24 protein-coding genes are annotated in these 24,190 nt (G+C 71.3%); 13 read left to right on the plus strand and 11 right to left on the minus strand.

Annotated features, from left to right (window positions below):
• Positions 1-74: 74 nt before the first annotated feature.
• Complete coding sequence (locus ACRAS8_RS02000; RefSeq protein WP_438483996.1) at positions 75-260, minus strand: hypothetical protein; 186 nt, start codon at positions 258-260, stop codon at positions 75-77.
• Between the two features lie 185 nt (positions 261-445).
• On the opposite strand from ACRAS8_RS02000, the gene ACRAS8_RS02005 reads away from it, so the two are divergent.
• Complete coding sequence (locus tag ACRAS8_RS02005; RefSeq protein ID WP_438483997.1) at positions 446-1,303, plus strand: DUF2127 domain-containing protein; 858 nt, start codon at positions 446-448, stop codon at positions 1,301-1,303.
• Positions 1,304-1,316: 13 nt separating this feature from the next.
• Here the strand turns inward: ACRAS8_RS02005 and ACRAS8_RS02010 are convergent, their stop codons facing one another.
• Both ACRAS8_RS02010 and ACRAS8_RS02015 read right to left on the minus strand, forming a co-directional pair.
• Positions 1,317-2,675: an alkaline phosphatase gene (locus ACRAS8_RS02010; RefSeq protein ID WP_438483998.1), complete on the minus strand. Its 1,359-nt coding sequence runs from the start codon at positions 2,673-2,675 to the stop codon at positions 1,317-1,319.
• Between the two features lie 152 nt (positions 2,676-2,827).
• Positions 2,828-3,739, minus strand: coding sequence for a hypothetical protein (locus ACRAS8_RS02015; RefSeq protein WP_438483999.1), 912 nt, complete (start codon positions 3,737-3,739; stop codon positions 2,828-2,830).
• Between the two features lie 330 nt (positions 3,740-4,069).
• Here ACRAS8_RS02015 and ACRAS8_RS02020 point away from each other — a divergent pair, with 330 nt between their 5' ends.
• Positions 4,070-5,299 carry a sensor histidine kinase gene (locus tag ACRAS8_RS02020; RefSeq protein WP_438490320.1) on the plus strand — a complete coding sequence of 410 codons (1,230 nt, stop codon included), beginning with the start codon at positions 4,070-4,072 and terminating at the stop codon, positions 5,297-5,299.
• 68 nt (positions 5,300-5,367) lie between these two features.
• On the opposite strand, the gene ACRAS8_RS02025 is transcribed toward ACRAS8_RS02020, so the two are convergent.
• Positions 5,368-5,964 carry a dihydrofolate reductase family protein gene (locus ACRAS8_RS02025; protein WP_438484000.1) on the minus strand — a complete coding sequence of 199 codons (597 nt, stop codon included), beginning with the start codon at positions 5,962-5,964 and terminating at the stop codon, positions 5,368-5,370.
• A gap of 306 nt (positions 5,965-6,270) precedes the next feature.
• On the opposite strand from ACRAS8_RS02025, the gene ACRAS8_RS02030 reads away from it, so the two are divergent.
• Positions 6,271-6,834, plus strand: coding sequence for an N-acetylmuramoyl-L-alanine amidase (locus ACRAS8_RS02030; protein ID WP_438490321.1), 564 nt, complete (start codon positions 6,271-6,273; stop codon positions 6,832-6,834).
• A gap of 24 nt (positions 6,835-6,858) precedes the next feature.
• Here ACRAS8_RS02030 and ACRAS8_RS02035 read toward each other — a convergent pair whose 3' ends face one another.
• Together ACRAS8_RS02035 and ACRAS8_RS02040 are read right to left on the minus strand one after the other, a co-directional pair.
• Positions 6,859-7,368: a hypothetical protein gene (locus ACRAS8_RS02035; RefSeq protein ID WP_438484001.1), complete on the minus strand. Its 510-nt coding sequence runs from the start codon at positions 7,366-7,368 to the stop codon at positions 6,859-6,861.
• A 111-nt stretch (positions 7,369-7,479) separates the two neighbouring features.
• Entirely contained in the window at positions 7,480-8,088 is a 609-nt protein-coding gene (locus tag ACRAS8_RS02040; RefSeq protein WP_438484002.1) for a PadR family transcriptional regulator, read from the minus strand.
• Positions 8,089-8,235: 147 nt separating this feature from the next.
• On the opposite strand from ACRAS8_RS02040, the gene ACRAS8_RS02045 reads away from it, so the two are divergent.
• On the plus strand, positions 8,236-9,465 hold the full coding sequence (locus ACRAS8_RS02045; RefSeq protein WP_438484003.1) for an FAD-dependent monooxygenase: 1,230 nt from the start codon (positions 8,236-8,238) through the stop codon (positions 9,463-9,465).
• Positions 9,466-9,505: 40 nt separating this feature from the next.
• Here ACRAS8_RS02045 and ACRAS8_RS02050 read toward each other — a convergent pair whose 3' ends face one another.
• The gene (locus tag ACRAS8_RS02050) at positions 9,506-10,462 is read right to left on the minus strand and encodes a LysR family transcriptional regulator (protein ID WP_438484004.1); all 957 of its coding nucleotides are present in this window, start codon (positions 10,460-10,462) and stop codon (positions 9,506-9,508) included.
• A 74-nt stretch (positions 10,463-10,536) separates the two neighbouring features.
• Here ACRAS8_RS02050 and ACRAS8_RS02055 point away from each other — a divergent pair, with 74 nt between their 5' ends.
• The 4 genes from ACRAS8_RS02055 to ACRAS8_RS02070 all read left to right on the plus strand — a co-directional run bounded on the left by ACRAS8_RS02055 (position 10,537) and on the right by ACRAS8_RS02070 (position 14,583).
• Positions 10,537-11,565 carry a DMT family transporter gene (locus ACRAS8_RS02055; RefSeq protein WP_438484005.1) on the plus strand — a complete coding sequence of 343 codons (1,029 nt, stop codon included), beginning with the start codon at positions 10,537-10,539 and terminating at the stop codon, positions 11,563-11,565.
• A 110-nt stretch (positions 11,566-11,675) separates the two neighbouring features.
• Complete coding sequence (locus tag ACRAS8_RS02060) at positions 11,676-12,224, plus strand: helix-turn-helix transcriptional regulator (protein WP_438484006.1); 549 nt, start codon at positions 11,676-11,678, stop codon at positions 12,222-12,224.
• 188 nt (positions 12,225-12,412) lie between these two features.
• Positions 12,413-13,651, plus strand: a complete 1,239-nt coding sequence (locus tag ACRAS8_RS02065; RefSeq protein WP_438484007.1) for a DUF2306 domain-containing protein — start codon at positions 12,413-12,415, stop codon at positions 13,649-13,651.
• A gap of 77 nt (positions 13,652-13,728) precedes the next feature.
• On the plus strand, positions 13,729-14,583 hold the full coding sequence (locus tag ACRAS8_RS02070) for a hypothetical protein (RefSeq protein ID WP_438484008.1): 855 nt from the start codon (positions 13,729-13,731) through the stop codon (positions 14,581-14,583).
• Positions 14,584-14,723: 140 nt separating this feature from the next.
• Here the strand turns inward: ACRAS8_RS02070 and ACRAS8_RS02075 are convergent, their stop codons facing one another.
• The 3 genes from ACRAS8_RS02075 to ACRAS8_RS02085 form a co-directional block, all read right to left on the minus strand.
• A complete protein-coding gene (locus tag ACRAS8_RS02075; protein WP_438484009.1) occupies positions 14,724-15,743 on the minus strand; it encodes an AI-2E family transporter in 1,020 nt (339 codons plus the stop codon).
• 280 nt (positions 15,744-16,023) lie between these two features.
• Complete coding sequence (gene ligD / locus ACRAS8_RS02080; RefSeq protein ID WP_438484010.1) at positions 16,024-17,055, minus strand: non-homologous end-joining DNA ligase; 1,032 nt, start codon at positions 17,053-17,055, stop codon at positions 16,024-16,026.
• Positions 17,056-17,074: 19 nt separating this feature from the next.
• Entirely contained in the window at positions 17,075-17,803 is a 729-nt protein-coding gene (locus tag ACRAS8_RS02085) for a DNA polymerase ligase N-terminal domain-containing protein (RefSeq protein WP_438484011.1), read from the minus strand.
• 356 nt (positions 17,804-18,159) lie between these two features.
• Between ACRAS8_RS02085 and ACRAS8_RS02090 the strand changes: the two genes are divergently transcribed.
• The 5 genes from ACRAS8_RS02090 to ACRAS8_RS02110 all read left to right on the plus strand — a co-directional run bounded on the left by ACRAS8_RS02090 (position 18,160) and on the right by ACRAS8_RS02110 (position 22,110).
• Entirely contained in the window at positions 18,160-19,470 is a 1,311-nt protein-coding gene (locus ACRAS8_RS02090) for an NAD(P)/FAD-dependent oxidoreductase (protein ID WP_438490322.1), read from the plus strand.
• Between the two features lie 146 nt (positions 19,471-19,616).
• Positions 19,617-19,772 (plus strand): DUF6131 family protein, encoded by a 156-nt coding sequence (locus ACRAS8_RS02095; RefSeq protein WP_438484012.1) that lies wholly within the window; start codon positions 19,617-19,619, stop codon positions 19,770-19,772.
• Positions 19,773-19,828: 56 nt separating this feature from the next.
• Entirely contained in the window at positions 19,829-20,179 is a 351-nt protein-coding gene (locus ACRAS8_RS02100) for an Ig domain-containing protein (protein WP_438484013.1), read from the plus strand.
• 216 nt (positions 20,180-20,395) lie between these two features.
• Positions 20,396-20,824, plus strand: a complete 429-nt coding sequence (locus ACRAS8_RS02105) for a MarR family winged helix-turn-helix transcriptional regulator (protein ID WP_438484014.1) — start codon at positions 20,396-20,398, stop codon at positions 20,822-20,824.
• 5 nt (positions 20,825-20,829) lie between these two features.
• On the plus strand, positions 20,830-22,110 hold the full coding sequence (locus tag ACRAS8_RS02110; protein ID WP_438484015.1) for an MFS transporter: 1,281 nt from the start codon (positions 20,830-20,832) through the stop codon (positions 22,108-22,110).
• A gap of 75 nt (positions 22,111-22,185) precedes the next feature.
• Here the strand turns inward: ACRAS8_RS02110 and ACRAS8_RS02115 are convergent, their stop codons facing one another.
• Positions 22,186-24,012 (minus strand): hypothetical protein, encoded by a 1,827-nt coding sequence (locus ACRAS8_RS02115; protein ID WP_438484016.1) that lies wholly within the window; start codon positions 24,010-24,012, stop codon positions 22,186-22,188.
• Between the last annotated feature and the right edge of the window lie 178 nt (positions 24,013-24,190).

Genomic DNA, 24,190 nt, shown 5'->3' on the forward strand with positions numbered 1-24,190 from the left:
AGTTGACTCGTCGGCTCGCCGAGGCGTCGGTTGGATGGTTGGCTGCCCGGTCGGCTCGTTGGCCCGGCGGTCTCCTAGAATCCGTTGCTGCCATTCATGCTTCCGGCCGTGGGACCGGAAGGGCGGTAGTGGTTGATGAGGCCCGCGTGCCGGCCGGCCCGGGCGGCGCGGTGGGCGTCGGGGTGATCCAGCCGGGGACGTCGTCCGTGCAGGACGAACCCAGCGATGCGGGACATCATGCGGCCGAGTTCAGCTTTCATGTGGTCATCCTCCGTTCGCAGTTCGATCATTCCAGCGTAGGCGATGCCGAGGCGGCCGTACGCGCCGCCGCCGCGGCATTCCCGGGATCGCCGGTCACCTTGGCCGAAACTGGCCTGGCGCGGGCCACGCGGTACCCACCGCGGGCACCGGCAGAACCAGTCCCCCGGTCACGACGGAGGAACGCATGGCGGAGGAGGACCGCAACGCGCCGGCCCCGGTGCCCGGGACGGGCGGCGACCAGCGGCGGTTGCGCTACGAGCTGCTGAGCTGCGCGCTGCACGGTCACCACCTCGAAGGCGTGGGGGCGCAACGGGTGCGACCCGCCGACAGTCTGCTGGTCCGCGAGGACCGGGACGGACTGCGCTGGCACCGCTGCCTGCGGTGCGATGCCTGGGTACCGGTGACAGGGCGGCCGCCGACCGTCCGTCCGTACCCGCCGGACCGGCACGAGATCGCTCTCCCGCTGCGCGGCAAGCCGCTGCGCGACCGCTATGTGCTGCGGCTGATCGCGCTCGACCGGCTGCTGCACTTCGTGGTGCTCGGGACGCTGGCCGCCGGCATCTTCGTCTTCGCGGACAAGCGCGCCAGCCTCCAGGCACCTTTCTACCGGTTCATGGATCTGTTGCAGAACGGCGTGGGCGGGGCCGGCGGCGTCTCCCAGGGCGGTCTGCTCGGCGAGGTGGCCAAGGCGTTCGCGGTGCGTTCCGCCACGTTGTGGCTGATCGGACTGGTGATCGCCGGCTATGCGCTGCTGGAAGGCGTCGAGGCGGTCGGGTTGTGGTTCGCCAGGCGGTGGGCGGAGTACCTCACATTCGTCGCCACCACCGTGCTGCTGGCCCCGGAGGTCTACGAGTTGCTGTCCCGGGTGACGGTGACCAAGGTCCTCACCCTGCTGATCAACCTCGCGGTGGTGGTCTATCTGCTCTTCGCCAAGCGGCTGTTCGGCGTGCGCGGCGGCGGCCGCGCGGAGGCCGCCGTACGGGCCCGGGACGTGAGTTGGGAGGCGCTGGAGCGGGTGCCACCGGCCCGGACGGCGGACTGAGCGACGACTGCCCTCACCTCAGGCCCAGTGCCGCGCGGAGGGTGGTGAACAGGTCGGTCTGGTTGGTCACGCCGAGGACCCGGTACGCCTGCGGGCCCTGGGCGGCGATCCGCACCTGGGTGCCGGTGTGCTCCTGCGACCTGCCCGGGGTGTTGGTCGAGTAGTTGACCTTCAGCTGCTGGCCCTCGTTGGTGACCAGCGTGGAGGACAGGCCGGGCGGGGTGGCCTCCAGGGGCACGATCTGACTGGTGTGGCCGTGGTCGGCGGTGGTCACCACGAGCGTGTCGGGGTGCTTGGCGGCGTAGTCGCGGGCGACCTTCACCGCACGGTCGAAGGCGGCCGTCTCGCCGATCTGGCCGCAGGGGTCGGCCGCGTGGTCCTGCTTGTCGATCGACGCGCCCTCGATCTGGAGGAAGAAGCCCTTCCTGGCGTGCTTCTGCTTGGCCTCCAGCAGCTGGATCGCCTTGGCGGCCGAGTCGGCCAGGCTCGGAGTGGCCGACGGACGGCCGGAGTTGGAGGTCACACAGCGCTGCGGGGCGGTGCCGCCGACCGCTGCCGGCTTGCCGGTCCACTCGGTCGGTACGTTGCCCGGCGCGAACAGGCCCAGCACCGGCTTGCCCGCCTTGACGCCCTTCATGCCGGCGTCGTCGGTGACGACCTGGTAGCCCAGCTTCCGGGCCTGCTCGGTGACGGTCAGCCCGCGGTACGGCCCCTCAGTGATCTTCTGGTCGAAGCGCTGCCTGCCGCCGCCGAAGAGGACGTCCACCCTGTGGTTGACGGACTGCTCGGCGATCGAGCCCGGACCGCCCTTGGCGAGGGTGTCGGCGGGGCACTTGGCCATGTCGCCGGGTCCCTGGCAGGAGCGGTCGGTGGCGTGCGAGGCGAGGACCGCGGGGGTGGCGTCGGTGAGTTCGGCGGTGGTGACGCTGCCGGTGGCGTAGCCGTTCTTCTGGGCCAGTTCGAGGATGGTGGGGAGGGCCCGGTTGGTGTCCGGGGTCTTGGATATCCGGCCGTTCACGGTCTTCACCCCGGTCGCCCAGCCCGATCCGCTGGCGGCGGAGTCGGTCACGTAGTCCGGTGTGCCGTCGGCGTGGACCGCGTAGGTCGTGTAGGAGCCGGTGAGCGGGAAGGCGTCCATGTTCAGACGGCCGTTGGCGCCGACCACGTAGTCGCGGGCGAGCGTGATCTCGGAGTCCCCCATACCGTCACCGATCAGCAGGATGACGTTCTTCGCCTTGCCGCCCTTGACGGCGTGCCGGGCCTGCTGCCTGGTGTCGGAGGCGCCGGCCGTGGTGGTCACGGCCACGGCGGCCGCCGTGGCGGCGGCCAGGGCGGTGGCGGCCACGAGGTGACGGCGGGAGGGGCTGTGCATGGAACGTCTCCTTGCGGATCCGGGATGTACGCGGACGTTTCGTCCAACGCACCCCAGCCCACCAGCCGTTCATGAACCGGAGGTGACCAGGCACCGGCATCCCCGCAGCCGGGACGTAACCGGTTCCGCCGCCAGTCAGCTCTCCTGTGCCATCAGCCCTTCTGCGCCATCAGGTCCCGCAGGACCTCCATCACATCGGCGGTGTCGGCGGCGGGCGGGGCCTGCACGGCTGCCTTGGCCCCGTAGTCGGAGTAGTCCGCCGTGGACTTGACGGTGCCCTGCGGGGTCTTGACGTCCACGGCCATCTTCACGGGGTAGTCCTGGCCGTTGACCCACACGTCGTAGTCGTAGCTCTTGATGCCGGCCTTCTTGATGTTCGCGACCAGCTTCTGCCGTTGCTCGTCGGTGAGGTGCTTGACGGACTTGAGCGAGCCGAGGCCCTCCTCCACGGCCAGCGAGCCCCGGTAGTGCTCGGCGCGTTCGCCGTTGACCTCGCCCGCCCCCAGGTGCTTGACGTCCGGCGAGCCGAGCAGCATCGCGAGCTGCTGCGCCGGGTCCTGGTTCATGTCGTCCAGGCCCGCGGTGACCTGCCGCATGAGGGCGTTGTCGCCGGTCCGGGCGGCGGCGCCCCGGAGATCGAACTTGCCCCAGCGCTTGCCGCCGAACGCCTCGGAGGGCTTGCCCAGGTCGACGTAGACGGTGTCGTCCAGCCACACCATGTGCGACTTCTCGGCACCGTCCGACCGGCCCCCGAGCGGACTGTCGCTCATGGTCACGTCCATGACCAACGGGTCCCACCCCATGACGCCGGACAGTTTCGTCTCACCGCCGTCCGGGAGGCCCGCCGGTATGGACATGGTCATCGTGACCTTGGCCGACTTCGCCGCGGCGGTCTTGTGGTACGCGGCGTTGAGCGCCTGCACCGGAGTGCGCTGGGCGCTGCGGCCCTGCCCGCCGCCCTGCCCGTCGGCCTTCCCGGCAGCCTGCTGGCAGCTCGTCACGCCCGCCAGTACGGCGACGGCCGCGAGCGAGACACCGGTGCGCCGCGCGATCCCCTTCTGCATGCCCCACCCCTGTATGTCCGTATGTCCGCTTACGGCAAGTACAACACGTACGGTAACGCATTGGCCTGACATTTATTGAAAGGGACGGCCGGGCCCCGCCCTGGCCTGAAGTCGTCGCCTCATGGGCACCACACTCCCCCTTGCTTACTGCCGATTTACCGGCCCTTTGAGCACTATGGGTGCGTCTTGGCAACTTTCGTGTGCCTCAGGACACCTGAGGAAGAACCAGAGGACCACCGTGCGCCCACCCGTCATCCCGTCGCCCGCCCCCGTAGCCACGCCGCAGGGGCATCGGGGCTGACCACCGTGGCGAACTCCCCGCACACCACCGTGACATCGCGTCCCGTCCTCGCGAAGTCCCCCCGCGTCCCGGCGCCCGATCCGCGCCGCCCCACGCCGTGGCTGCGGCCCACCATCCGGATACGGCTCACGCTGCTCTACGGCGGCATGTTCCTGATGGCGGGTGTCGTCCTGCTCGCGATCATCTACTTCCTGGCGGCCGAGACCCTCAAGGAAGGCACCCCGGACTTCCGGGTCTTCGGCACCAACCTCCGGGTCAGCAACGTCAACTGCCCCATCCTGCCGACCTCCGGCACGGTCGGCGAGGTCAACGCGGCGATCAGCAGCTGCGTCCAGGACCAGCGCTCGCTGGCGCTGAGCCAGTTCCTCAACCGTTCGTTGCTGGCGTTGCTGGGTTTGACGATTGTGGCGTTCGCGTTCGGTTATGCGATGGCGGGGCGGGTGTTGTCGCCGTTGGGGCGGATCACGCGGACCGCGCAGCGGGTGGCGGGTTCGGATCTGCATCGGCGGATCGAGTTGGGGGGTCCGGATGATGAGCTGAAGGAGTTGGCGGACACCTTCGACGAGATGTTGGACCGGTTGGACCGGGCGTTTGAGTCGCAGCGGCGGTTCGTCTCGAACGCTTCGCATGAGTTGCGGACGCCGTTGGCGATCAATCGGACGTTGTTGGAGGTGCAGCTGGCCGATCCGCAGGCGTCGCCGGAGGTGCAGCAGCTGGGGCGGACGTTGCTGGCGACCAATGAGCGCAGTGAGCAGTTGGTGGAGGGGTTGCTGCTGCTGGCGCGCAGTGAGAACAAGATCGTGGATCGGCGTCCGGTGGATCTGTCGGAGGTGGCGTCGCAGGCGGTGGATCAGACGCGGGAGGAGGCGCAGGCGAAGGGGGTTGCGTTGCGGGGGGTGCGGCAGCAGGTGTTCGTGCAGGGCAATGGGGTGTTGCTGGAGCGGATCGCGTTGAATCTGGTGCAGAACGCGGTGCGTTACAACGTCCCGGAGGGGGGTTGGGTGGAGGTGAGCACCGAGCCGCAGCCGGGGTGTGCGGTGTTGGTGGTGTCCAATACGGGGCCGGTGGTGCCGGCGTATGAGGTGGAGAACCTCTTCGAGCCGTTCCGTCGGTTGCGTACGGAGCGGACCGGCAGCGACAAGGGGGTGGGCCTGGGGCTGTCCATCGTCCGCTCGGTGGTCCGCGCCCACGACGGCACCATCACCGCCGAACCCCGCGAAGGCGGCGGCCTCGACATGCGCGTCGTCCTGCCCCTCTGACACCGACGACTCTGACACCGGCGACGACGGCCCCGTGCGGCCGCTGGAGGCGTCGTACGCGGCCGCCCTCACCCCTCGGCGGCCGGCCGGTAGGTGCACACCTGGACGCCTGTATCACCCCTGGCCGTGGATACCAGTTCCCAGGCACGCAGGGCCCCGTCGTCCGGGAAGATCCGCTTGCCGCCGCCGAGGAGCACCGGCATGAGGATCAGCCGCAGTTCGTCCACCAGGCCCTCGCACAGCAGGGTGCGGACGAGCGTGGGGCTGCCCATGACCAGCAGGTCGCCGCCGTCGGCCGCGCGAAGCTCGCGGATCCGGGCGACGGCCTGGTCGCCGGGGATGCGCGTGGTGTTGTCCCACGTCAGCTGGGCGTCGTCCAGCGTCGTGGACACGACGTACTTGGGGAGGGCGTTCATCCGGTCGGCGAACGGGTCGCCGGCCCGCTCGGGCCAGGCCGCGGCCATCGTCTGCCACGTGCGGCGCCCGAACAGCAGCGCCTCGGCCTTCTCCAACCCCTCGGCAAAGGCCCCGCCCACCACCTCCGGGTCGAAGAACCGGTGCGACCAACCGCCGTGGGCGAAGCCCCCGTCACGGTCCTCCTCCGGCCCACCGGGCGCCTGCACCACGCCGTCCAGGCTCATGAACTCACTGACCGCGATGCGCATGGCAACTCGCTCCTGTTCACCGTCAGGTCTCGGCAACACGACGGTTGGAGGTTACGGCACGGAAGGAACCCCCGCCCTCGCGCCGACGCCAGGCACCACCCTCCCTCGCCCCGTGCTCCGTGTCGGAGCACGGGCACCCGGCAGGTCGCGGGTAGTTTTCGGGGCGGCGGTCACACGTTCCCCATGCGTCAGGCGTCGAGGCCGGAAGGAGCGTCCCACGATGCGTCCGCGCTTCTCCCCCGGACTGCGGGGGCAACGGTGAACGGTGCGCGGCCGGCGCTCAGCCGACGGCACCTGGTGACGGGCGTGGCCGCGCTCGCCGCCACCAATGCCTGTGCCGGCCCCGGCACCGCGCCCAACCCCGGCACCAGTCGCACGCCACCGGGCTATCCCCAGGCACAGTGGGTCCCCGCCGACATCACCAACTACACCCCCGCGGACCGGCCGACCAGTCATCCCGTCCGGATGGTGATCGTGCACGTCACCCAGGAGACGTTCCCCGACACCCTGATGCTCTTCGGCCGCCCCGGCTACCGTGCCTCCGCCCACTACACCGTACGCTCCGAGGACGGTTACCTCGCCCAGAGCGTCCGGGAGCACGACGTTGCCTGGCACGCCGGGAACGTCAGCTACAACTGGGGCAGCATCGGGGTGGAGCACGAGGGACGGGTCGACGAACCGCGGTGGTTCACCGCCGCGCTCTACGAGCGGTCGGCGGCCCTGACCGCCGCGATCTGCCACCGCTACGGCATCCCGGTCGACCGCCGCCACATCATCGGCCACAACGAGGTCCCCGGCGCCGACCACATCGACCCCGGCCCGCTCTGGGACTGGCCCCGCTATCTGCGCCTGGTGGCCGCGGCGTTCTGATCGGGGTCGCCCGACCCGCCCCCGTCAGCGGTTGCCGTTGAAGTAGACGATGTCCCAGTGGGTGCCGCGCGGGCTGACTTCGCGCGCGTAGACGTTGCCCGCCGGCGACTTGTACGTCTTCGCCTGATCGCCCGGCCGCCGGCCCGCGTAACGGAAGTAGCCGGCGATGTACCTGTCCACGCACGGGGTCACATGCACGTCGACCTTGTAGCCGTTCCAGTGGCTGTACCTGCCGGACTGGTGGCCCGTCTCCGTGCCGGCGGTGACGGTCACCGCGCAGCCGCTCGCCCGCTTGAACGCGATCACGCCCGAGACGGTGGACCTGTTGATCTGGTCGAAGGACGTACAGGTGCGGTTGTTGCGGTCGCTGCACCGGCCGGACGAGGTCCAGGCGACCCCGGCCTTCCGGAACTGCTGCGCCGCGGCGGCCTGCGTGTACTTCGCCGGCGCGGCCGTCACGGTGGGCGCGGCACCGACGAGCAGTCCGGCCGCCGCCAGCAGGGACGCGCCCACGGTGAGCTTGCGCAAGGTCATGCTGCATCCTTTCGGAGCCGATCTCGGACCTCTGCACCCTGCCCCATGCCGACGGCGACTCCAACGGCGCGTCCAGGGGCGCACGACGGCACCGGACGCGCCATCCACCGCTCATGCGCTCCCGGACGCGTCCTCGAACGCCGCCAGCATCTCCGGCGACCAGGTCAGGCTGCCGTCCCGCAGGTCGCCGAGCACCCCGCGGAGCCAGCGTTCCTCGGCGCCGAGGACGGCGAGCAGATACTCGTTCTCGATCAGCGCGATGCGCGGGAGTCCGGGCGGGACTTCGGCGTTCTGGCGCTCCAGTCCGGCGCGCTGCGCCGAGATCCGTTCCAGTCGCCGCTCCAGGATCGGCGCCACCTCGTCCGGGGTGAGCATCAGCATGTTCGACAGCGCCGCCGGGAAGACCGGGAACTCCGCCTTGGGCACCGCCAGCATCTGCTCCAGCCACTCCCGCGTGACCGCCCGCCCCTCGTCGGTGACTTCGTAGACGGTCCGCTCCGGGTACTGCTGGTCGCGCTCGGTGTGCCGGACGGCGATCAGCCCACCGGCCTGGAGCCGCTCGATGGTGCGGTAAAGCCCGGCCCGCTGGCCGACGTTGACGACCTGCTCCTTTCCCCACTGCCTGAGCAGCTGCTGGATGCCGTACGGGTGCAGCGGCCGGTGGTGCAGCAGCACCAGAACGGTCAGGCCGAGCGGCGAGCTCTTCACGGGGGCGTTCATGCAGGTCATCGTAGTCAGCGAGGTATCTAGTTGCACTGATACTAGTTTCCTTGAAACTATTGCCCAGCCAGGCCGGTGACTCGGCTGATTCAGGCAACTCATGTGTTCAGGCAACTCGTGTGTTCTCGTGTTCTCCCTGGAGGGGTTATGGACGGCAACGGGCCGCGGACGGCGCTCGTCATCGGGGGCGGGGTGGCGGGGCCGGTCGCGGCGCTCGCGCTGCGCAAGGCGGGTATCGCGGCGACGGTCTACGAGGCGTACCCGACCGCCGCGGACGGGGTCGGCGCCTGGCTGGGCCTGGCGCCCAACGGACTGGCGGCGCTGGCGACGGTCGGCGCCGACGCAGCGGTGCGGGCGGTGGGACAGCCGGTCCCCGGTGTGGTGATGGCTGACGGCGCGGGGAACCACCTCACCCGCTTCGACGGCTTTCCCGAACTCCCGGCCACGATGACGATGCCGCGCGACCGCCTGTTCCGGGCGCTGACCGATCACGCGCTGGCGGAGGGCATCCCGTTCGCGTACGGAAAACGGCTGGTCGGCGCCGAGGAGACCGCCGACGGCGTCACCGCCCACTTCGCGGACGGGACCTCCGCCACCGCCGACCTCCTGATCGGCGCCGACGGCATCCGCTCCACCGTCCGCACGGTGATCGATCCCCAGGCACCCGCGCCCGAGTACGGCGGAGTGCTGAGCTTCGGCGGCTACGCGTTCGCGGACGGCGACACCGGGGCCGCGGTCGTTGTCGATGGCGACGGCGACGGCGAAGCCGAGGTCGAGTGTGAACCAGGCACGATGTACTTCGCGTTCGGCCGGGCCTTCATGGGCTACTGGCGGGGTCCGGACGGGCGGCTGATCTGGTTCGGCGGACTCCCCGTGGACACCCCGCCGAGCCAGCGGGAACTGGCGCGGGTGTCCGGCACCGAGTGGCTGGACCAGCTGCACGGCCTGTACGCCGGCCATGTCCCGGGCGAGCGGATACTCCGGCACACCGACCCGGACTCGCTGATGGTGGTCGGCCAGATGGAGCGGATGCCGTCCGTACCGCGCTGGTACCGCGGACGGATGGTGCTGGTGGGCGACGCCGTGCACGCGCCTTCGTCCAGCTCCGGACAGGGCGCCTCACTCGCCATGGAGAGCGCGGTCGAACTGGCCCGCTGTCTGCGCGATCTCCCCACGCACGGCGAGGCGTTCGCCGCCTACGAGGCACTGCGGCGCCCGCGCGTGGAAGCGATCGGACTGAACGCGGCGGCCGTCAACAAGGTCAAGGCGGGCAAGAGCGATGCGCCCACGGCGGCGTTCCCGGCGCCCGAGGAGATGTTCCGGGCGCTGCACTTCCACCGGATTCCGTGGGAGGAGAAGGTGGTCTGGGAGGGGTAACGGGTGAGCGGGGCCAGGTGGTTGGTGGCCGGGGGGCCAGTCACCCGCTGCTGTCGTTGCCATCGTTGCTGTCGCCGTCCTCCAACGTCCCGGACACGACGGCGGCGACGGCGCTCAGGCACGCGCGGACCGGTGGGCTCTGCGCTCGGGTGGTCCAGGCGGCGCGGATGTCGCGGCGGAGGGCCGGGCGGGCGGGGAGGAACCGCACGCCGGGCGGGGTGGGGTGACGGGACATGGCGGGGGTGAGGCAGGCCGTCAAGCCGCGTGATACCAGGGCGAGTTGGGTGAGGTGGTCGGCGAGAAGGTAGCGGATTTCGGGCTCGATGCCATGGGCGCGGAGCGTTTGGACGAGAGCTTCGTATGCCTCCGTGCCGGGTGGGCAGCAGGCCCAGGCGGTTCCGGTGAGGGCGGCGAGACCGGCATGGGAGGTGAGGTCGATGACGGCGCGGTCGGCGAGTGGATGGTCCGCGGCGAGGGCGATGTAGACCTCTTCGCTGATGACGGTGCGGAGGGTGATGCCTTCGGGGACGGCGAGGGGGCGGGTGGTCCAGCTCTCGACGAAGAGGAGGTCCAGTTCGCCGTGGACGAGGCGGGGCAGGAGGTGGATCGCCTCGCCGTCGACGACGGTGGGGGTGAGCCGGGGGTGCTCGACGGTGAGGGCGGCGAGCGCGTCGGGCAGCAGGGTGCGTACCGCGCTGCCGACGCCGCCGATCCGGAGGGGGCCCAGCACATCGTTCCCGAGATCCGCCAAGTCGGCCTGCGCTGCAGCGAGTTGGGCGATCAGGAGGTCGGCGTGCGCGGCCAGGACCCGGCCGGCGTGGGTCAGGCGGACGCTGCGGCCGTGCGGTTGGAGGAGGGGGTGGCCGGCTTCGCGTTCCAGTTTGGCCAGTTGCTGGGAGACCGCGGACGGAGTCATGTGCAGGGTGCGGGCGGCTCGGGCGATCGTTCCGTGGGCAGCGACGGCGGCGAGCGCGCGGAGCCGGTCGATACTGAACACCTTAGGGATGCTACCGATTACCCGGCTTGAATCATTGCTTTTTGTTTATGGTCCGGCCAGGCACAGTGACGTGCATGAGTTTTGTGACGCGCGGAAGCAAGTCGATGGCATCGGGAGAGAGAGCGACGGGCGCGGGTGCGGGGGCGGAGGCGGGTGCGCGGGCAGTGGAGACGGTGCCGGGTCCGCGCCGGCGTCCCGGCCCGCTCCCCACGCTCCCCGCCCAGGCGGGGCGTCCGGTCGTACTGGCCCTCGCGGGATCGGCGTGCATCTCCGCCTCGGCCATCTTCATGAAGTTCTCCGGGACGAACGCCGGGACGGGAGCCTTCCTGCGCTGCGCGTTGGCGCTGTTCCTGCTGGTACCGCTTGCCTGGCGGGAGTTGCGGCGGGTCGGTCCGCGACCGTTGCGCTACGGGCTGATGGACATCGGGGCCGGGGTGCTGCTCGGCGTGGACATGGTGTTCTGGGCGGCCGCCGTCCTCAACGTCGGCGCGTCGGTGACCACAGTGCTGCTCAACGTCCAGGTGGTGGTCTTCCCGTTACTCGCCCGACTGATCTCGGGGACGCGGCTGACGGGACGGTTCCTGTTGATGGCGCCGCTGATGCTGGCGGGGGTGGCGCTGGCGAGCGGAGCGCTCGGGCATCCGCAGTCCGGCAGCGATCCGGTCGCCGGGGCGACGTTCGGAACGGCGTCGGGGGTGGCGTACGCGGGATACCTGTTCCTGATGAGACTGGGAGGCGGACGGGAGCACACCATCACTCCGGTGTGCGTCTCGACCGCGGCGGCCGCGGCGGCGGCCGCGGTGATGGGCGGCCTGTGGACCGGCATCGATCTGAATCCGGGCTGGCCGGCCTGGGGTTGGCTGATCGCCCTCGCCTTCGTCGGGCAGGTGCTCGCCTGGCTCCTGATCACCGCCGCGCTGCCGCGCCTGGCACCGAACGTCGGGGCCGCACTGCTGCTGCTCCAGCCGGTGATGGCCTTCGGGCTGGGGGTGGCGATCGGTGAACGCCCGACCCTGACCCAGGCCGTGGGCTGCGCCGTGGTGGTCGCGGCGGTCTGGTACACCGGCCGGACGCCGCGGGGGCGCCGGCGGGTGTCCGCCTGAGGCGGCGCGGCGCGGCCGCCTTGGGCCGCGCCCCGGGCCGCCGGGTCGCCCCGTGATCGTCCTCCCTGGGGCCGTCCTCCACCGGACCCTCGTCGCGATACGGTCACGGCATGGCTGATTCCCGTGGGACCAACCACCGCCTGACCACGTCGTCCCGCCTGACCACGTCGTCCTTCCTCGTGCTCGGCTTCATCGACCAGTTGGGCGAGGCCAGTCCGTATGACGTCAAGGTGGAGGCCGGTCGCACGGTGGCGCCGTTCTGGTCGATGCCGCATGCGCAGGTCTACGCGCAGTGCGACCGGCTCGTCGCGGCGGGCCTGTTGTCGGAATCCCGCCAGGCAGGCGGGCGCAACCGGCGACTGCTGAAACTCACCGCCGCGGGCAAGGCGGCCTTGGAGGAGTGGCTCGCCGACTCGACCTTTCTCCCCGTCGAGGCGCGGGAGCGCAACATCCTCAAGCTGTGGTTCGGCGGGCGACCGGAGGTCCACTCCCCTGTGCAGCTCGACGAACATCGCCGCACGCTCACCGAGTACGAGCAACTTGCCGAGAGTGTAGGAGTGTTGCTGACACGGGGACAGCGCGAGGCGCTGGAGTTCGGCATCCGGTACGAGCGCATGATGATCGATTTCTGGCAGTGGGTGGAACAGCGGGGAAAGTAGCCCTTTTCCGGTCAACTCCCCTTGTGGGGCGCCGATTCATGCCGGAGACGGCGCACGGACCATTGACCCGCGGCCCGGATCGCCCCTACCTTCTCGACAGTCCAGTTAGGACCATCCACTTAGGACTATCGCGGGCCTGGACACCGTGCCAGTCAGTCGAGCCGGCGCCGCGATCCAGGGGAGTCGCCATGAACCGTCCAAGGGGGGCCACCTGGCGCCGCACGGCCACCATCGCCGTGGTCGTCGTCTGCGTGGGGTACGCGCCGATCGCGATGACCGAACTGTGGCCGTACGCGCACCGGGGCGCGCCCGCCCTCGGCGAATGGCTGCTGAGCCGGGCGGTGTCGCCGCGCTATGTCGCCGACGCCTTCGCCACCCGCATCGGACCGTACGGCCGCAGCCTGGCCGCGATGATCTTCCATTCGGTGCTGGGCGGCCTGCTGATGCTGCTCGGGCCGGCGCAGTTGTTTTCGGCGATCCGCCGGCGCATCCGGCTGCACCGCGTACTCGGCGTGGTGTACGCGCTGACGGTGTACGCCTCGATGGCGGGCGCCGCGATCTACCTGGCGCGGACCGCGCCGCGCGACGCGTTCAGTGGGCCGGCCTTCTGGATCGTGCTCGCCACCCTCCTCGTCGGCACCGTTCTGAGTGTCACGTTCGGCATCCTCGCCGCCGTCGGCACCTTCCCCGACCTGCACCAACGGTGGATGCTGCTGTCCTACGCGTACCTGATGTCCGCGCCGCTGCTGCGCCTGGAATGGAGCGCGCTGCCGGTGCTCCTGCCCGGCCTCTCCCTGGCGGACGTCAACCGGATCGCGATCATGCACCTCGGTGCGGTCGTCACGCTCGGCGCGCTGATCGCCTCCCGCGCGATGGACAAACGGGATACGGCTCCGGGGGTACGTGGCACGTGGGTGCCGATGCCTGTGCTCGCCGTGGCGCACGTGGCCGGTGCGGCGGGGCTCGCGTGGATCGTCACGTCCTCTCTGGGATGGGGCGCCACGGGCTTCCGCCTGCTGGCCGCCTACCTGATCCCGTTCGCCGCCGCCTACGTCACCATGTTCGTCTGCCAGCGACGGGCCGGGCGGGACGGCAGGAGCTGGGCGCGCGAGGAGTGGCGGCTGCACCTGGCCGCGCTGTGTCTGGCTCCGCTGTTCTCCGCCGCCGCGGCGCTGCTCTTCGAGCGCTTCACGGGACTCGACCGTCCGACGGCACTGACCGCGGGCGTCGCCATCGGCTGCGGGATGTTGGCCTTCGCGGCGACCACGGTGGTCAGTCTGCGGGTGATGTTCGGGCGCGAGCTACGCAAACGGGAGCGGCTGACTATCGCCGCCCCACGACCTGAGCCGGCCAGTCGCCTGGCGGACGAACGATCAGTCGCGGCCACCACGGCAACAGTGGTTCGGACAAGGACGGAGCGCAGATGAACAGGTCGACGGAAGCCACAGCCCCGGCACCGCACGGACGCGAACTCGCCGTCGGGACAACGATGTTGTCATCCACCGTGGCAGTGGTCAGCCTCCTCACCGGTGGCGCGCTCGCCCTCGTCAACCTCACCGGGCACACCTTCGGCGCCTGGCAGTCACCCGAGTCTCTCAGCCCGGGCCTCATCGGCGCGGCCATGCTCGGCGTGACACCGGGGCTCTTCGCCGTCGGTCGGGCGCGTGCCTGGGAGGAGGTCCGGACGCTCGTCCTGCCGCTCGTCATCGTCCTCGTCGGGCTCTTCACCGTCAGCATCCTCAACGGCGGAGAACTCCAGGCGGTCCGCGGCGGATCGCTCTTCCTCGTCCTGTTCAGCCTGGGCTGGATCGCCGTGCTGGGACTGCTCGGGCTCTGTGCGCTGCTGTGCCTGAGCCGGCAGTACCTCAAGCCGGCCCGACCGCCGGAGCAGCGGGCCATGCCGGCCGTACCGCTTCCGGGCTGGTCGAAGCCGTTCCTGGCCGTACTGGGTTCGGCGTGGTTCGGCATCGGGGCCGGTCTGCTCGCCGTTCCCCGCTTCTGGGGTGACTTCGTTCCATGGGAGGTCAGCCGGGCCGATGCCCAGGCACTCGGTGTCTGGGCCCTGGCCCTGGGCGTCGGCGTGCTCGGTTCCCTGGCCGAGGACGACCTCGGCCGCACCCGGCCGGCGCTGCTCGCCCTTCCCGGCGTCGCCCTCGCATTCGCCGTCGAACTCGCCGCCCGTGCCGCCCATGTGCACTGGGCCTCCGGTCCCGGCCTGTCCCTGCTCACCATGATTGGCGGACTGCTGGTGGCCGGCGTGACGGGCCGGTGGCTGCTGGCACGCCGCACGACGCCGGTTGCCGCATCAGCGCCACAACCGGAACCGGAACGGAGTCCGGAACCGCAACGGAATCCCTGATCAGGTGCCGAACTCGCGGTCCCGGACGGCCCGTTCGCGGTCGATGTCATCGGCGAGTTCCTGGCGCTCCGAGGCGTTCGGCATAGCGGCACGCGCAGCATGCGTAGGCACCGTTGCGGGTTCGCCCCAGGGCGCGGTCGCTATCTGCGCAGCGCCCCGTACACCGACCACACCACTGACACCAGCGGTACCGCGACCACCGCGCCGAGTACTCCGGCCGTGACGCCGCCGCAGACCACCGCCAGCGCCACCACCATCGGGTGCAGGCGCACCGCGCGGCTCATCACCAGGGGGTGCAGTACGTGCCCTTCGAGCTGGCCGATGACCACGATGAGCAGGACGACGAGCAGCGCCACCAAGGGGCCCTTGGCGGCCAGGGCCACCACCGCGGCCACCGCCAGGGCCACCGGTGAGCCGACGAGCGGGACGAAGGCGGCGAAGAACTCCAGTACCGCGAGGGGCAGCACCAGCGGGACGCCCAGCCCGAAGAGGGCCAGGCCCACCAGGACGGCGTTGGTCGCGGCGATCACCACGATGCCGCGGGTGTAGCCGGTGAACGTCGCCCATGCCGCGCGTCCGGCGGTGCCCGCCCAGCGGCGTCCGCGCTCGGGGAGCTGGCCGCCGAACCAGAGCCACATCCCGCCGCCGGAGTGCAGAAAGAAGACCGAGCAGAACATGGCCAGCGCCGCCACCGTCAGGACCTCCGCGAGCCGGCCGACACCGCTCACCGCGGTGTTGATGAGGTTGGCGCGGTTGCTGGAGACGAAGTGGGAGATCCAGGTCTGGAGGCGGGCGAGGGAGCCGTGTTGAAGGTGGAACGGCGGGCCTTCGAGCCATCGCTCGATCCTCGCGATGCCGCCGGTGAACACCTCGCGCAGACCGGGCCACTCGCTGGCCACGTTGGCCCCGATGAGGCTCAGTACGCCCAACAGGAGCACGGTCCCGAGCAGCAGGCCGGTGGTGACCGCGGCGGAGCGCGGCAGCCACCGGTCCAGCAGGTTCGTCAGCGGTTCCAGGAGGGCGGTGAGCACCAGGGCCAGGAACACCGCCAGGGTGACCAGGTGGAACCGCCCGAGCGCGATGAACACCACGTACACGGCGGTGCCCACGACCAGCAGCCGCCACCCGTACGCGGCGGCCAGCCGCAGGGGCCGGGGCACGGCGACGGCCTCGCGCGGCCGTGGGCGCGGTGGCCCGCCGGGTGACCGCCCGGCGGGCCACCGCCTCCGACGCGGGACGGCCCACGGCGCCGCGGAACCGCTGTTCCGCGGTCGGCGGACGGGACGGTCCCGGCGGGCTCGGTTCGGCACCTTGCGCCGCCACCTCCTCCCGCCGCGGGCCTCCCTGGGCCCTCCTGCCAAGGGCCCTGCAAAGACCGGTATCACCGCCGGACGGGCACCGAACGCGACCGGCCGGTATTCCCCCGAAGGCACCCGGCGGTCACCCGCGGCCGGCGGGCCGTTCCCGGATCACCTCGGCCGCCGGCTTGTCGTCGCGCAGGCCGAGGAAGCGCGGATGGCGCAGCATGCCGTCCCGGGTCCACTCGGTGAAGGCGATCTCGGCGACGAGGTCGGGCCGGGCCCAGTGGGCGCCGCGTTCGCGGACCGGGTCGGCGAACGGTGACCGCTCACGGCGGTGTTCGTCCAGAGTCCGGCGCAGACGGCGGAGGGTGGCCTGGTCGAAGCCGGTGCCCACCTTCCCGGCGTACCGCAGTCCGCGGTCGTCGTGGTAGCCGAGGAGGAGGGCACCGAAGCCGATCCGGCTGCCGGCCGGTTCGGTGAAGCCGCCGATGACGAGTTCCTGGCCCTGGGCGCACTTGAGCTTGAGCCAGTCGGAGGAGCGGCGCTGGGTATAGCGGCCGTTGGCGCGTTTGGCGATCAGCCCCTCCCAGCCGTGGGCGCACGCCTGCTCCAGTTCGCGGCGGCCGCCGTGGTTGCGGTGCGGGGTGAAGCGCAGCGGCGCGGTGAAGTCGAGGGCGCGGCGCAGCAGGGACTTGCGGGTGCGCAGCGGCAGCCGGGTGAGGTCACGGCCGTCGAGGCGCAGCAGGTCGAAGAGGTAGTAGGTGACCGCGACGCCGCTGGCCCGGGCCTGTTCGGGGCTGCTGAGCTGCATCCGCTGCTGGAGGCGGGCGAAGTCGGTGCGGCCGCGGGCGAAGGCGACGATCTCGCCGTCCACGGTGAAGTCCGGGCAGTGCTGGGCGTCGAGCGCCTCTACGAGTTCGGGGGAGGTGCGGTCCATGGGGCGGCCGGTGCGGGAGAGCACCTGGGGGGTGCGGTCGGGTGCGCGCACGCCCAGTGCCCGGATGCCGTCGAGTTTCCGCTCGAAGATCCACTCCTGCCGGTCGGCGGGGAAGTCGCGGCGGTCGCTGAGCACGGCGAGCATCGGGTGCACGGCCTGGTCGTCGGCCGCGGGGCGGAGCAGTTCCCGCTGGGCGGACGGTAGCGCGTCTAGGAGGGACCTCGGGTCGGACATCACGGGCCCACTTTCCCCATCAGCCCCTCTTCCGTGGCCCGTCGGTCTCCTCGGCGGCCACCTGGCGCAGGGTGCGGCCGCTGACCACGGAGCGGGCCCGCCGGGCGTCGGGGGTGCCGCGGTGCTCGGCCCGGTCGTCGTTCTCCTTCACCAGCAGCCAGGACTCCCGTTCACCGGAGTCCCCGCCGCCACGGAACCGGGTGAGGGCATAGCCGCCGTGCAGTTTGCTCCCATCGAGCCAGAACGCGACATGGCCCTCCTCCAGGGACTCCCCGAAAGACCGGGTGCGCCCCTTCCGCTTGCGGGCCAACGGGTGGTAGCTGCCCTCGTCCCAGACGATCACGGTGCCCGCGCCGTACTCCCCTTCCGGGATGACGCCTTCGAACTCGCGGTACTCCAGCGGGTGGTCCTCGGTGGGCATGGCCAGCCGCTTGTCGTGCGGGTCGGCGGACGGGCCCTTCGGCACGGACCAGGACTTCAGCACGCCGTCGACCTCCAGCCGGAAGTCGAAGTGCAGGGTGCCGGCGTCATGGATCTGGACGACGAAGTGCGGCTCCGGCGGTGCGTCGGCGACTTCCCCGAGCCCGCCCCGCGAGCGCCGGCCCTCCGCCGGTCGGCCTTCCGGTGGCCTGCCCGCCGGCTCCCGGGTCCGGTCGAAGTGCCGTTTGCCGCGGTAGGTGCCCAGGCTGCCGTCGTTGTTCTTGCTGCGCCCGCCGGCCTTCTCCTTGTTACGTCCGCCGTCACCCACGTCAACCGCCACCTTCCGCGGTCGTCAGCAACCTTCCGCGGTCGTCAGCAACCTTCCGCGGTCGTCAACCCTGTGTCTTCTGGCCGCCTCTCCACTGTGGCGCGCCCCAACCACGGCCGCATGTGCGGTCGCGGAAGTGCACCGTGTGCCCGGTCGGACGTGTACTGGGCGTGTACCGGGCGTGCCGAGGGGCACCCGAAGAGCACGGGCGCGAGGTTGGAGAGCCCGGGCGTGCTCGAACCGAGCGCCCGCACCTGAACGTCCTCGACGCGTCTGAACGTCCTGGACACGTCCTCGACGCGTCCGCGACCGTAGGAGTGCACGTGAACCGCCGTCGTCCTCGTCGTCCCAGGATCGTGATCGTCGGAGCCGGCTTCGCCGGATACACCTGTGCCCGCACCCTCGCCAAACGGGCCAGGGGTGCCGCCGAGATCGTCCTGGTCAATCCGCACGACTACTTTCTGTATGTGCCCCTGCTCCCGGAAGTGGCCGCAGGGGTACTGGAGCCGCGCCGTATCTCCGTCTCGCTCACCGGCACCCTGCCGGGCGTCCGGCTGGTCCTCGGCCAGGCCCATGACGTGGACCTCGACGCGCGCCGGCTGGACTACACCGACCCCGAGGACCGAGAGGGCTCGCTGGCCTACGACCGGCTGGTGCTGACCGTCGGCAGTGTCAACAAGCTGCTGCCGGTCCCCGGCGTCGCCGAGCACGCCCACGGCTTCCGGGGCATGCCCGAGGCGCTGTACCTGCGGGATCACATGACCCGTCAGATCGAGCTGGCCGGGGCCACCGACGACCCGGCCGAGCGGGCCGCGCGGACCACGTTCGTCGTGGTGGGCGCCGGCTACACCGGTACCGAGGTGACCGCCCAGGGCGTCCGGTACACCCAGGCGCTGGCCCGCCGGAACGCCGGGCTGCGGGACGGCCCGCGGCCGCGCTGGCTGCTGCTGGACATCGCCGACCGGCTGCTGCCGGAGCTGGACCGGCGGCTGTCGCGCACCGCGGAGCGGGTGCTGCGCGGCCGCGGTGTGGAGGTGCGCACCGGTACCTCCGTCAAGGAGGCGAGCCCGGACGGCGTCCTGCTCGACGACGGCGAGTTCGTCGCCGGCCGGTCGCTCATCTGGTGCGTGGGCGTACGGCCCGATCCGTTCGTCGCCTCGCTGGGGCTGCCCACGGAGAAGGGGCGGCTGTGCGTCGACGCGTCGCTCCGGGTGCCCGGTCGGCCGGAGGTCTTCGCCTGCGGGGACGCCGCCGCGGTACCGGACCTGACCCGGCCCGGTGCGCTGACGCCGATGACCGCGCAGCACGCCCAGCGGCAGGGCAGGGTCGCGGCGCACAACGTGGCGGCGTCGTTCGGACGCGGCACTGCGCAGGCGTACGAGCATCACGACCTCGGCTTCATGGTGGACCTGGGCGGTGTCCAGGCAGCCGCGAACCCGTTCCATGTGCCGCTCTCCGGCCCGCTCGCCGGTGCGGTCACCCGCGGCTACCACCTGATGGCGATGCCGGGGAACCGGACCCGGGTGGCGGCCGACTGGCTGCTGGACGCCGTCCTGCCCCGTCAGGGCGTGCAGCTGGGCCTGGTCCGCTCCTGGTCGGTGCCGCTGGACACCGCCTCGCCCGAGGTCGCCCGCATACCACGCGGCCCCCACGGAGCCCCCCGGTGACCGGACGGCCGCACCCGCCCGCCCCTCACACCCCAGCCGGTGACCTGGTCTTTTGTCCCTTGCCGGCCCCCTTCCGGCAAGAGTTGCCGTTGCTCCGACCGGGGCACACAGTAAAAGAGAACACTCGAACGAGATCGGAGCACGTCGTGGTCGTTCTCGGCATCATCTTGCTCATCATCGGGTTTCTCACCGGCATCGGCTTCCTGTGGACGATCGGCATCATCCTCCTCGTCGTCGGAGCGGTCCTGTGGCTGCTCGGCTCGCTGGGGCACGCGGTCGGTGGACGGCGCCACTACTGGTAGCGGCCACTACTGGTAGCGCCAGTCAGGCAGGCAGCCAGTCAGGAGCAGGAGGCGGAATGAGCGCGGAAGCGGGCTATGGCCGGACGCACTACACCATCGAGCCCGCCGGCGGAACGGGACAGCACGCCGGACATCACAAGACCTTCTCCCACCGGCTGAAGGCCCGGGTCGTGGACGACCAGGACCACAAGCCGGTGCCGGCCCTCCCGGTGACCTTCGCCTGGGACTCGATGAGCCAGCAGGCGCTGTTCGAAGGCAGCCGGCAGGCCGTCACCGTCCTCACCGACCCCCAGGGTTACGCGGAGAGCCCTCCGCTCACGGCAGGCGACGCGGCCGGCACGGCAACCTTCACGGTCACGGCGGCGGGCGCTCCCCCGGCCCATTTCGAGATCATGGTCGACGCCTGAACGGCGACGCGGCAATAGGCCACATACTCAACGGGCTTGCGGCAGCGCTTGCCTGGCAACCGGCGGCATGACCTGACGGCGACAGCGTCGATAACGTAACAGTGCTTATGTAAGTTCTGTTATGTTGTGAGGATGGGTGAAGAGAAGAAGGCCGGGGGCGGGGCCGATCCCAGTCGGGAGAGTCTGTGGCGGCCGTTGCGGGTGCTTCAGGAGGGTATGGACGCCGATATCGCGCGTCTCTACGCGGAGCGGCGGATCGAGGGGCTCAAGCCAAGCTTTGTGCGGGAGCTGCTGCGGCTGCACGCCTGCGGGCCGATGACGATCAAGGCGCTGGCCGAGTCGGTCGGCCGTACGCATTCCGCGCTCAGTCAGAAGGTGGCGGCGATGCGGGCGGCCGGCTGGGTGGAGACCGTGGCCGGTGCGGACGCGCGCAGCAAGCAGGTGACGCTGACGGAGCAGGCCCGGAAGGTCATCGGGCGACTGGCGGCGGAGTGGCGGGCCACCGAGGCCGCACTCGCCGAGATCGAGGCCGAAGTGCCGTATCCGCTCAGCCGGGTCGTGGCCGACATCGAGCGGGCGCTGGAGCGCAAGAGCTTCCACGACCGGATCGCGGAGCGGCTCGCGGAGGATCCCGCATGGGAATGAGCGGAATGACGGGAATGAGGCGTGCGCTGATCGACGTCGGCCCGCTGCGTTCCTCGCCGGCCTTCCGGCGGTTGTGGGGCGGGCAGACGCTGTCCGCGTTCGGCAGTCAGATGACGGTCGTCGCCGTGATGTTCCAGGTGTGGCGGACGACGCACAGCACTACCTGGACCGGGGCGGTCGCGCTGGCCCAGGCCGTACCGCTGATCGGGCTGGGGTTGTTCGCGGGGGCGGTCGTCGACCGGGTGGAGCGGCGGAGGTTCTATGTGGCGATGACGGCCGGGCAGGCCGGGTGTGCGGGGTTGCTCGCGGTGCAGGGGTTCCTCGGCGGCGGACCGGTGGTGGGGGTGGTGCTGCTGGTGGCCCTGCAGTCCTGCTGTGGGGCGGGTGGTGGGCCGGCGTCGAAGACGTTCCTTTCGGCGCTGCTGCCCCGGGAGCAGTTGGCGGCCGGGCTGGCGCTGCGGCGGATCTCCTTCCAGGGCGCGATGTTGGTGGGGCCGGCGCTGGCCGGTGCGGTGCTGGGCGGGCTGGGGTTGGGTGCCTGTTACGCGATCGACGCGGTGAGCTTCGGTGCGGCGTTGTACGGGGCGCTCGGGCTGCCGCCGATGGCCGCGAAGGGGGCGGTGGCGGCTCGTTCCGGGCTGCGCGGTGTCCGGGACGGGTTGGTCTTCCTCGTCCGCACGCCGGTCGTTCGCGGGGCGCTGCTGACGGACCTGGCGACCACCGTGCTATCGATGCCGATCAGCCTGTTTCCGCTGCTCAACGCCGAGCGGTTCGGGGGCAGTCCAGGCACGCTCGGCCTGTTTCTGTCCGCGATCGCGGTCGGCGGGGTCGGGGCGTCCCTCTTCTCCGGGACGTTCACCCGGCTCCCGCGGCCCGGCCTGGTGATGCTCGGCGGATCGGCCGCCTGGGGACTGGCGTTGGCGCTCTGCGGGCTCGCGCCCGACCGGTGGCTGGGGATGGCCTGTCTGGTCGTGGCGGGCGCGGCCGACACCGTCTCCGTGGTGTCCCGCAACACCCTCGTCCAGTCGCACACCCCCGACGAGCTGCTGGGACGCGTCGGCGCGGCCGAGCAGATCGTCGGCCAGGCCGGCCCGGACGTCGGCAACATGCGCGGCGGGGTGGTGGCGGATGCGACGTCGGGGGTGGTGGCGCTGGTGAGCGGCGGGGTGTTGTGTGTGCTGGCCGTTGTGGTGGTGGGGGTCGCCACGCCGGGGCTGCGGCGTGGCGCGGAGGTCGCCCGCGCCGTCGACCCGGACGACGTGGGCGGCCTGGCGGCTTCGGGGTAGGCCGGGGGCGGGGACGGAGCGGGGCGGGAGCCCCCGCCACCCATTCCCTTCAACTACCTTATTTTGTAAGGGAGTTCATACCTCCAAGGCGAGATGGATGCCTTCGTAGGCGAGCCATTGGGCGTGGGTGTGGAGTCCGTAGTGGAGGTCCGTGACGGGTTTCCAGCCGGGTGGGGGTGGGGGCCAGGCAGCGGTCTGTGGAGTGCGGCGGGAAGCGTTTCCCGGTGGGGATGGGGCGAGGGGGACGGGGCGGACGGCGGTGCGGATGGCCTCCGCCAGGTCGGTGGCGGTGACGGGGGCTTCCGCCAGTCCCGACACCGGCTCGGCGGGCGGTGTGCGGAGCAGCGCCGACAGGGCGGCGACGAGGTCGCGGGTGTGCAGCGGGCGCAGGATCTCGGCGGGGTCGTCGAGGGTGAGGGGGTAGCTGCGCAGGGCGTCCCAGACCAGGCGGCCGATGCGTGAGTCGTGGGGGCAGCCGGGGCCGTAGAGGTCGCCCAGTTGGAGGGTGAACGGGGTTGGTTCGGTGGTGAGTTGGAGGGTGATGAGGGTGGGAGAGGTGAGTGGCGGTTGGGTGAGGGGCGTGAGGTCCAGGACGGCGCGGGTGGGGCGGGTGGTGGGCCGTCTGGTGAGGGGGGTGACCTGGTGGCCGGCGTCCGCCAGGCCGCGGACGAGGTGTTCGGCGAGGGGGGTGTCGGCGCCGAGGATGTCGACGGGGCGGGGGGCGGGCGGGTGGTTGGGGGTGGGTGCGGTGCGGGGCCGGCGGGACGGGCGCGTGGGGGTGGCGGCTTCGCGGCCGGCTTCCAGGCCGGCCCGGGCGATGCGGGCCAGTGCGTCGCGCTGTTCGGCGATCCGCCGTTCCGACTGGGCGTAACTGATCCCGCCGGGGCCGATGGTGGCGAGGGCTTCGGCGAGCACGGCGGGGTCCGGTGCGGTGGCCGGGCTGTGGTCGCGGCCTGGGCCGTCCGTCGGCGGGTCGCAGCGGAGGCCGTCCGTCTGCTGGACGAATCCCATCGTGAAGGCGGTCAGCCAGGCGCCCCTGGCCGCCTCGGGGGTGGTGGCTTCGGCCATTCGCACGATGGCCGGTTGGTGCCTACCGATGCGGACGCCGGCGCCCTCCAGGTATTGCTCGCAGTCGAGGTGCAGCCAGCGGCCGGGGCGGGAGCCGGGGCCGTGGGGTAGGCGCGGGTCGTGTCCGGCCCGGGGATCGTCGACGCGTACCGCGCACTGTGCGACGCCCTGTTTGAAGAACGGCAGCACCCGCAGTCCGGTCAGTCGGGTGCCTTCGCTTCGGGGAACGTCCTGCGGGAGAAAGCACACCGAACGGCGCGGTCCGCGGAACGCGTTGCCGGAGATGCTGCCGTGGTCCTCGTGTTCGGCGAGGCTGGGCACCGAAACGTATGCCGGGATTCCGTGCGCACGTAAGTAGCGGTTCATCAGGATGTCGTCGGGCCAGCTGTCGAGATGGCGCCGGCCGAAGGCCGCGAATCCGGCGGCCACTTCCCTGGGCAGAATGATGGCGACACAGGGAAAGTACTCGTTGACCGCACCGACCCAGCGGGCGCCGGTCATGGCGCCGAAACGCACCGCGGCGCCGTTCCGGGAGTCCCAGAGCGCGAAAAGCGCGAGTGCGGCGTCGGGCATCTCGGCAATCGCCGTCCGGGCGCGGGCGAAGAAGGTATCGGAGAGGATCATGTCGTCCTGGACGACGAGTTGATGGGTGGCGCCGTCCTCGATCGCCTCCCAGGCGCACAGCGCGGTCCGCAATACGGACGGTCTGCCGGCCGGGTCCGGGTCCATGACGACGCGCAGGGCTCCGGGCGGAGCGGCGCGGGCCAGCCGTTCCGCGGCGGCACGGCGTCTGGGGTGGGTCATCACGGCCCCGCTCAGCCGATATCGCGTCATCAATTCCTCCGGTTCTCCGCTTTTGGGCAAGGGCAAGGAGGCCGACCCGCCGGTCTTTTGCGCCGTACCGCACCGGGGCGTCCCGGCACGTGAATCCGGACAGTACGGCGGTCCGTACACGGGCCGCAAGACTGCCGAAATGGCGCTCTGGCCGCCGCGATTCGGCGGCGGACATGCT

It is taken from the genome of Streptomyces sp. S186 (assembly GCF_051603415.1).
In the GTDB taxonomy this organism is placed as follows: Bacteria; Actinomycetota; Actinomycetes; order Streptomycetales; family Streptomycetaceae; genus Streptomyces.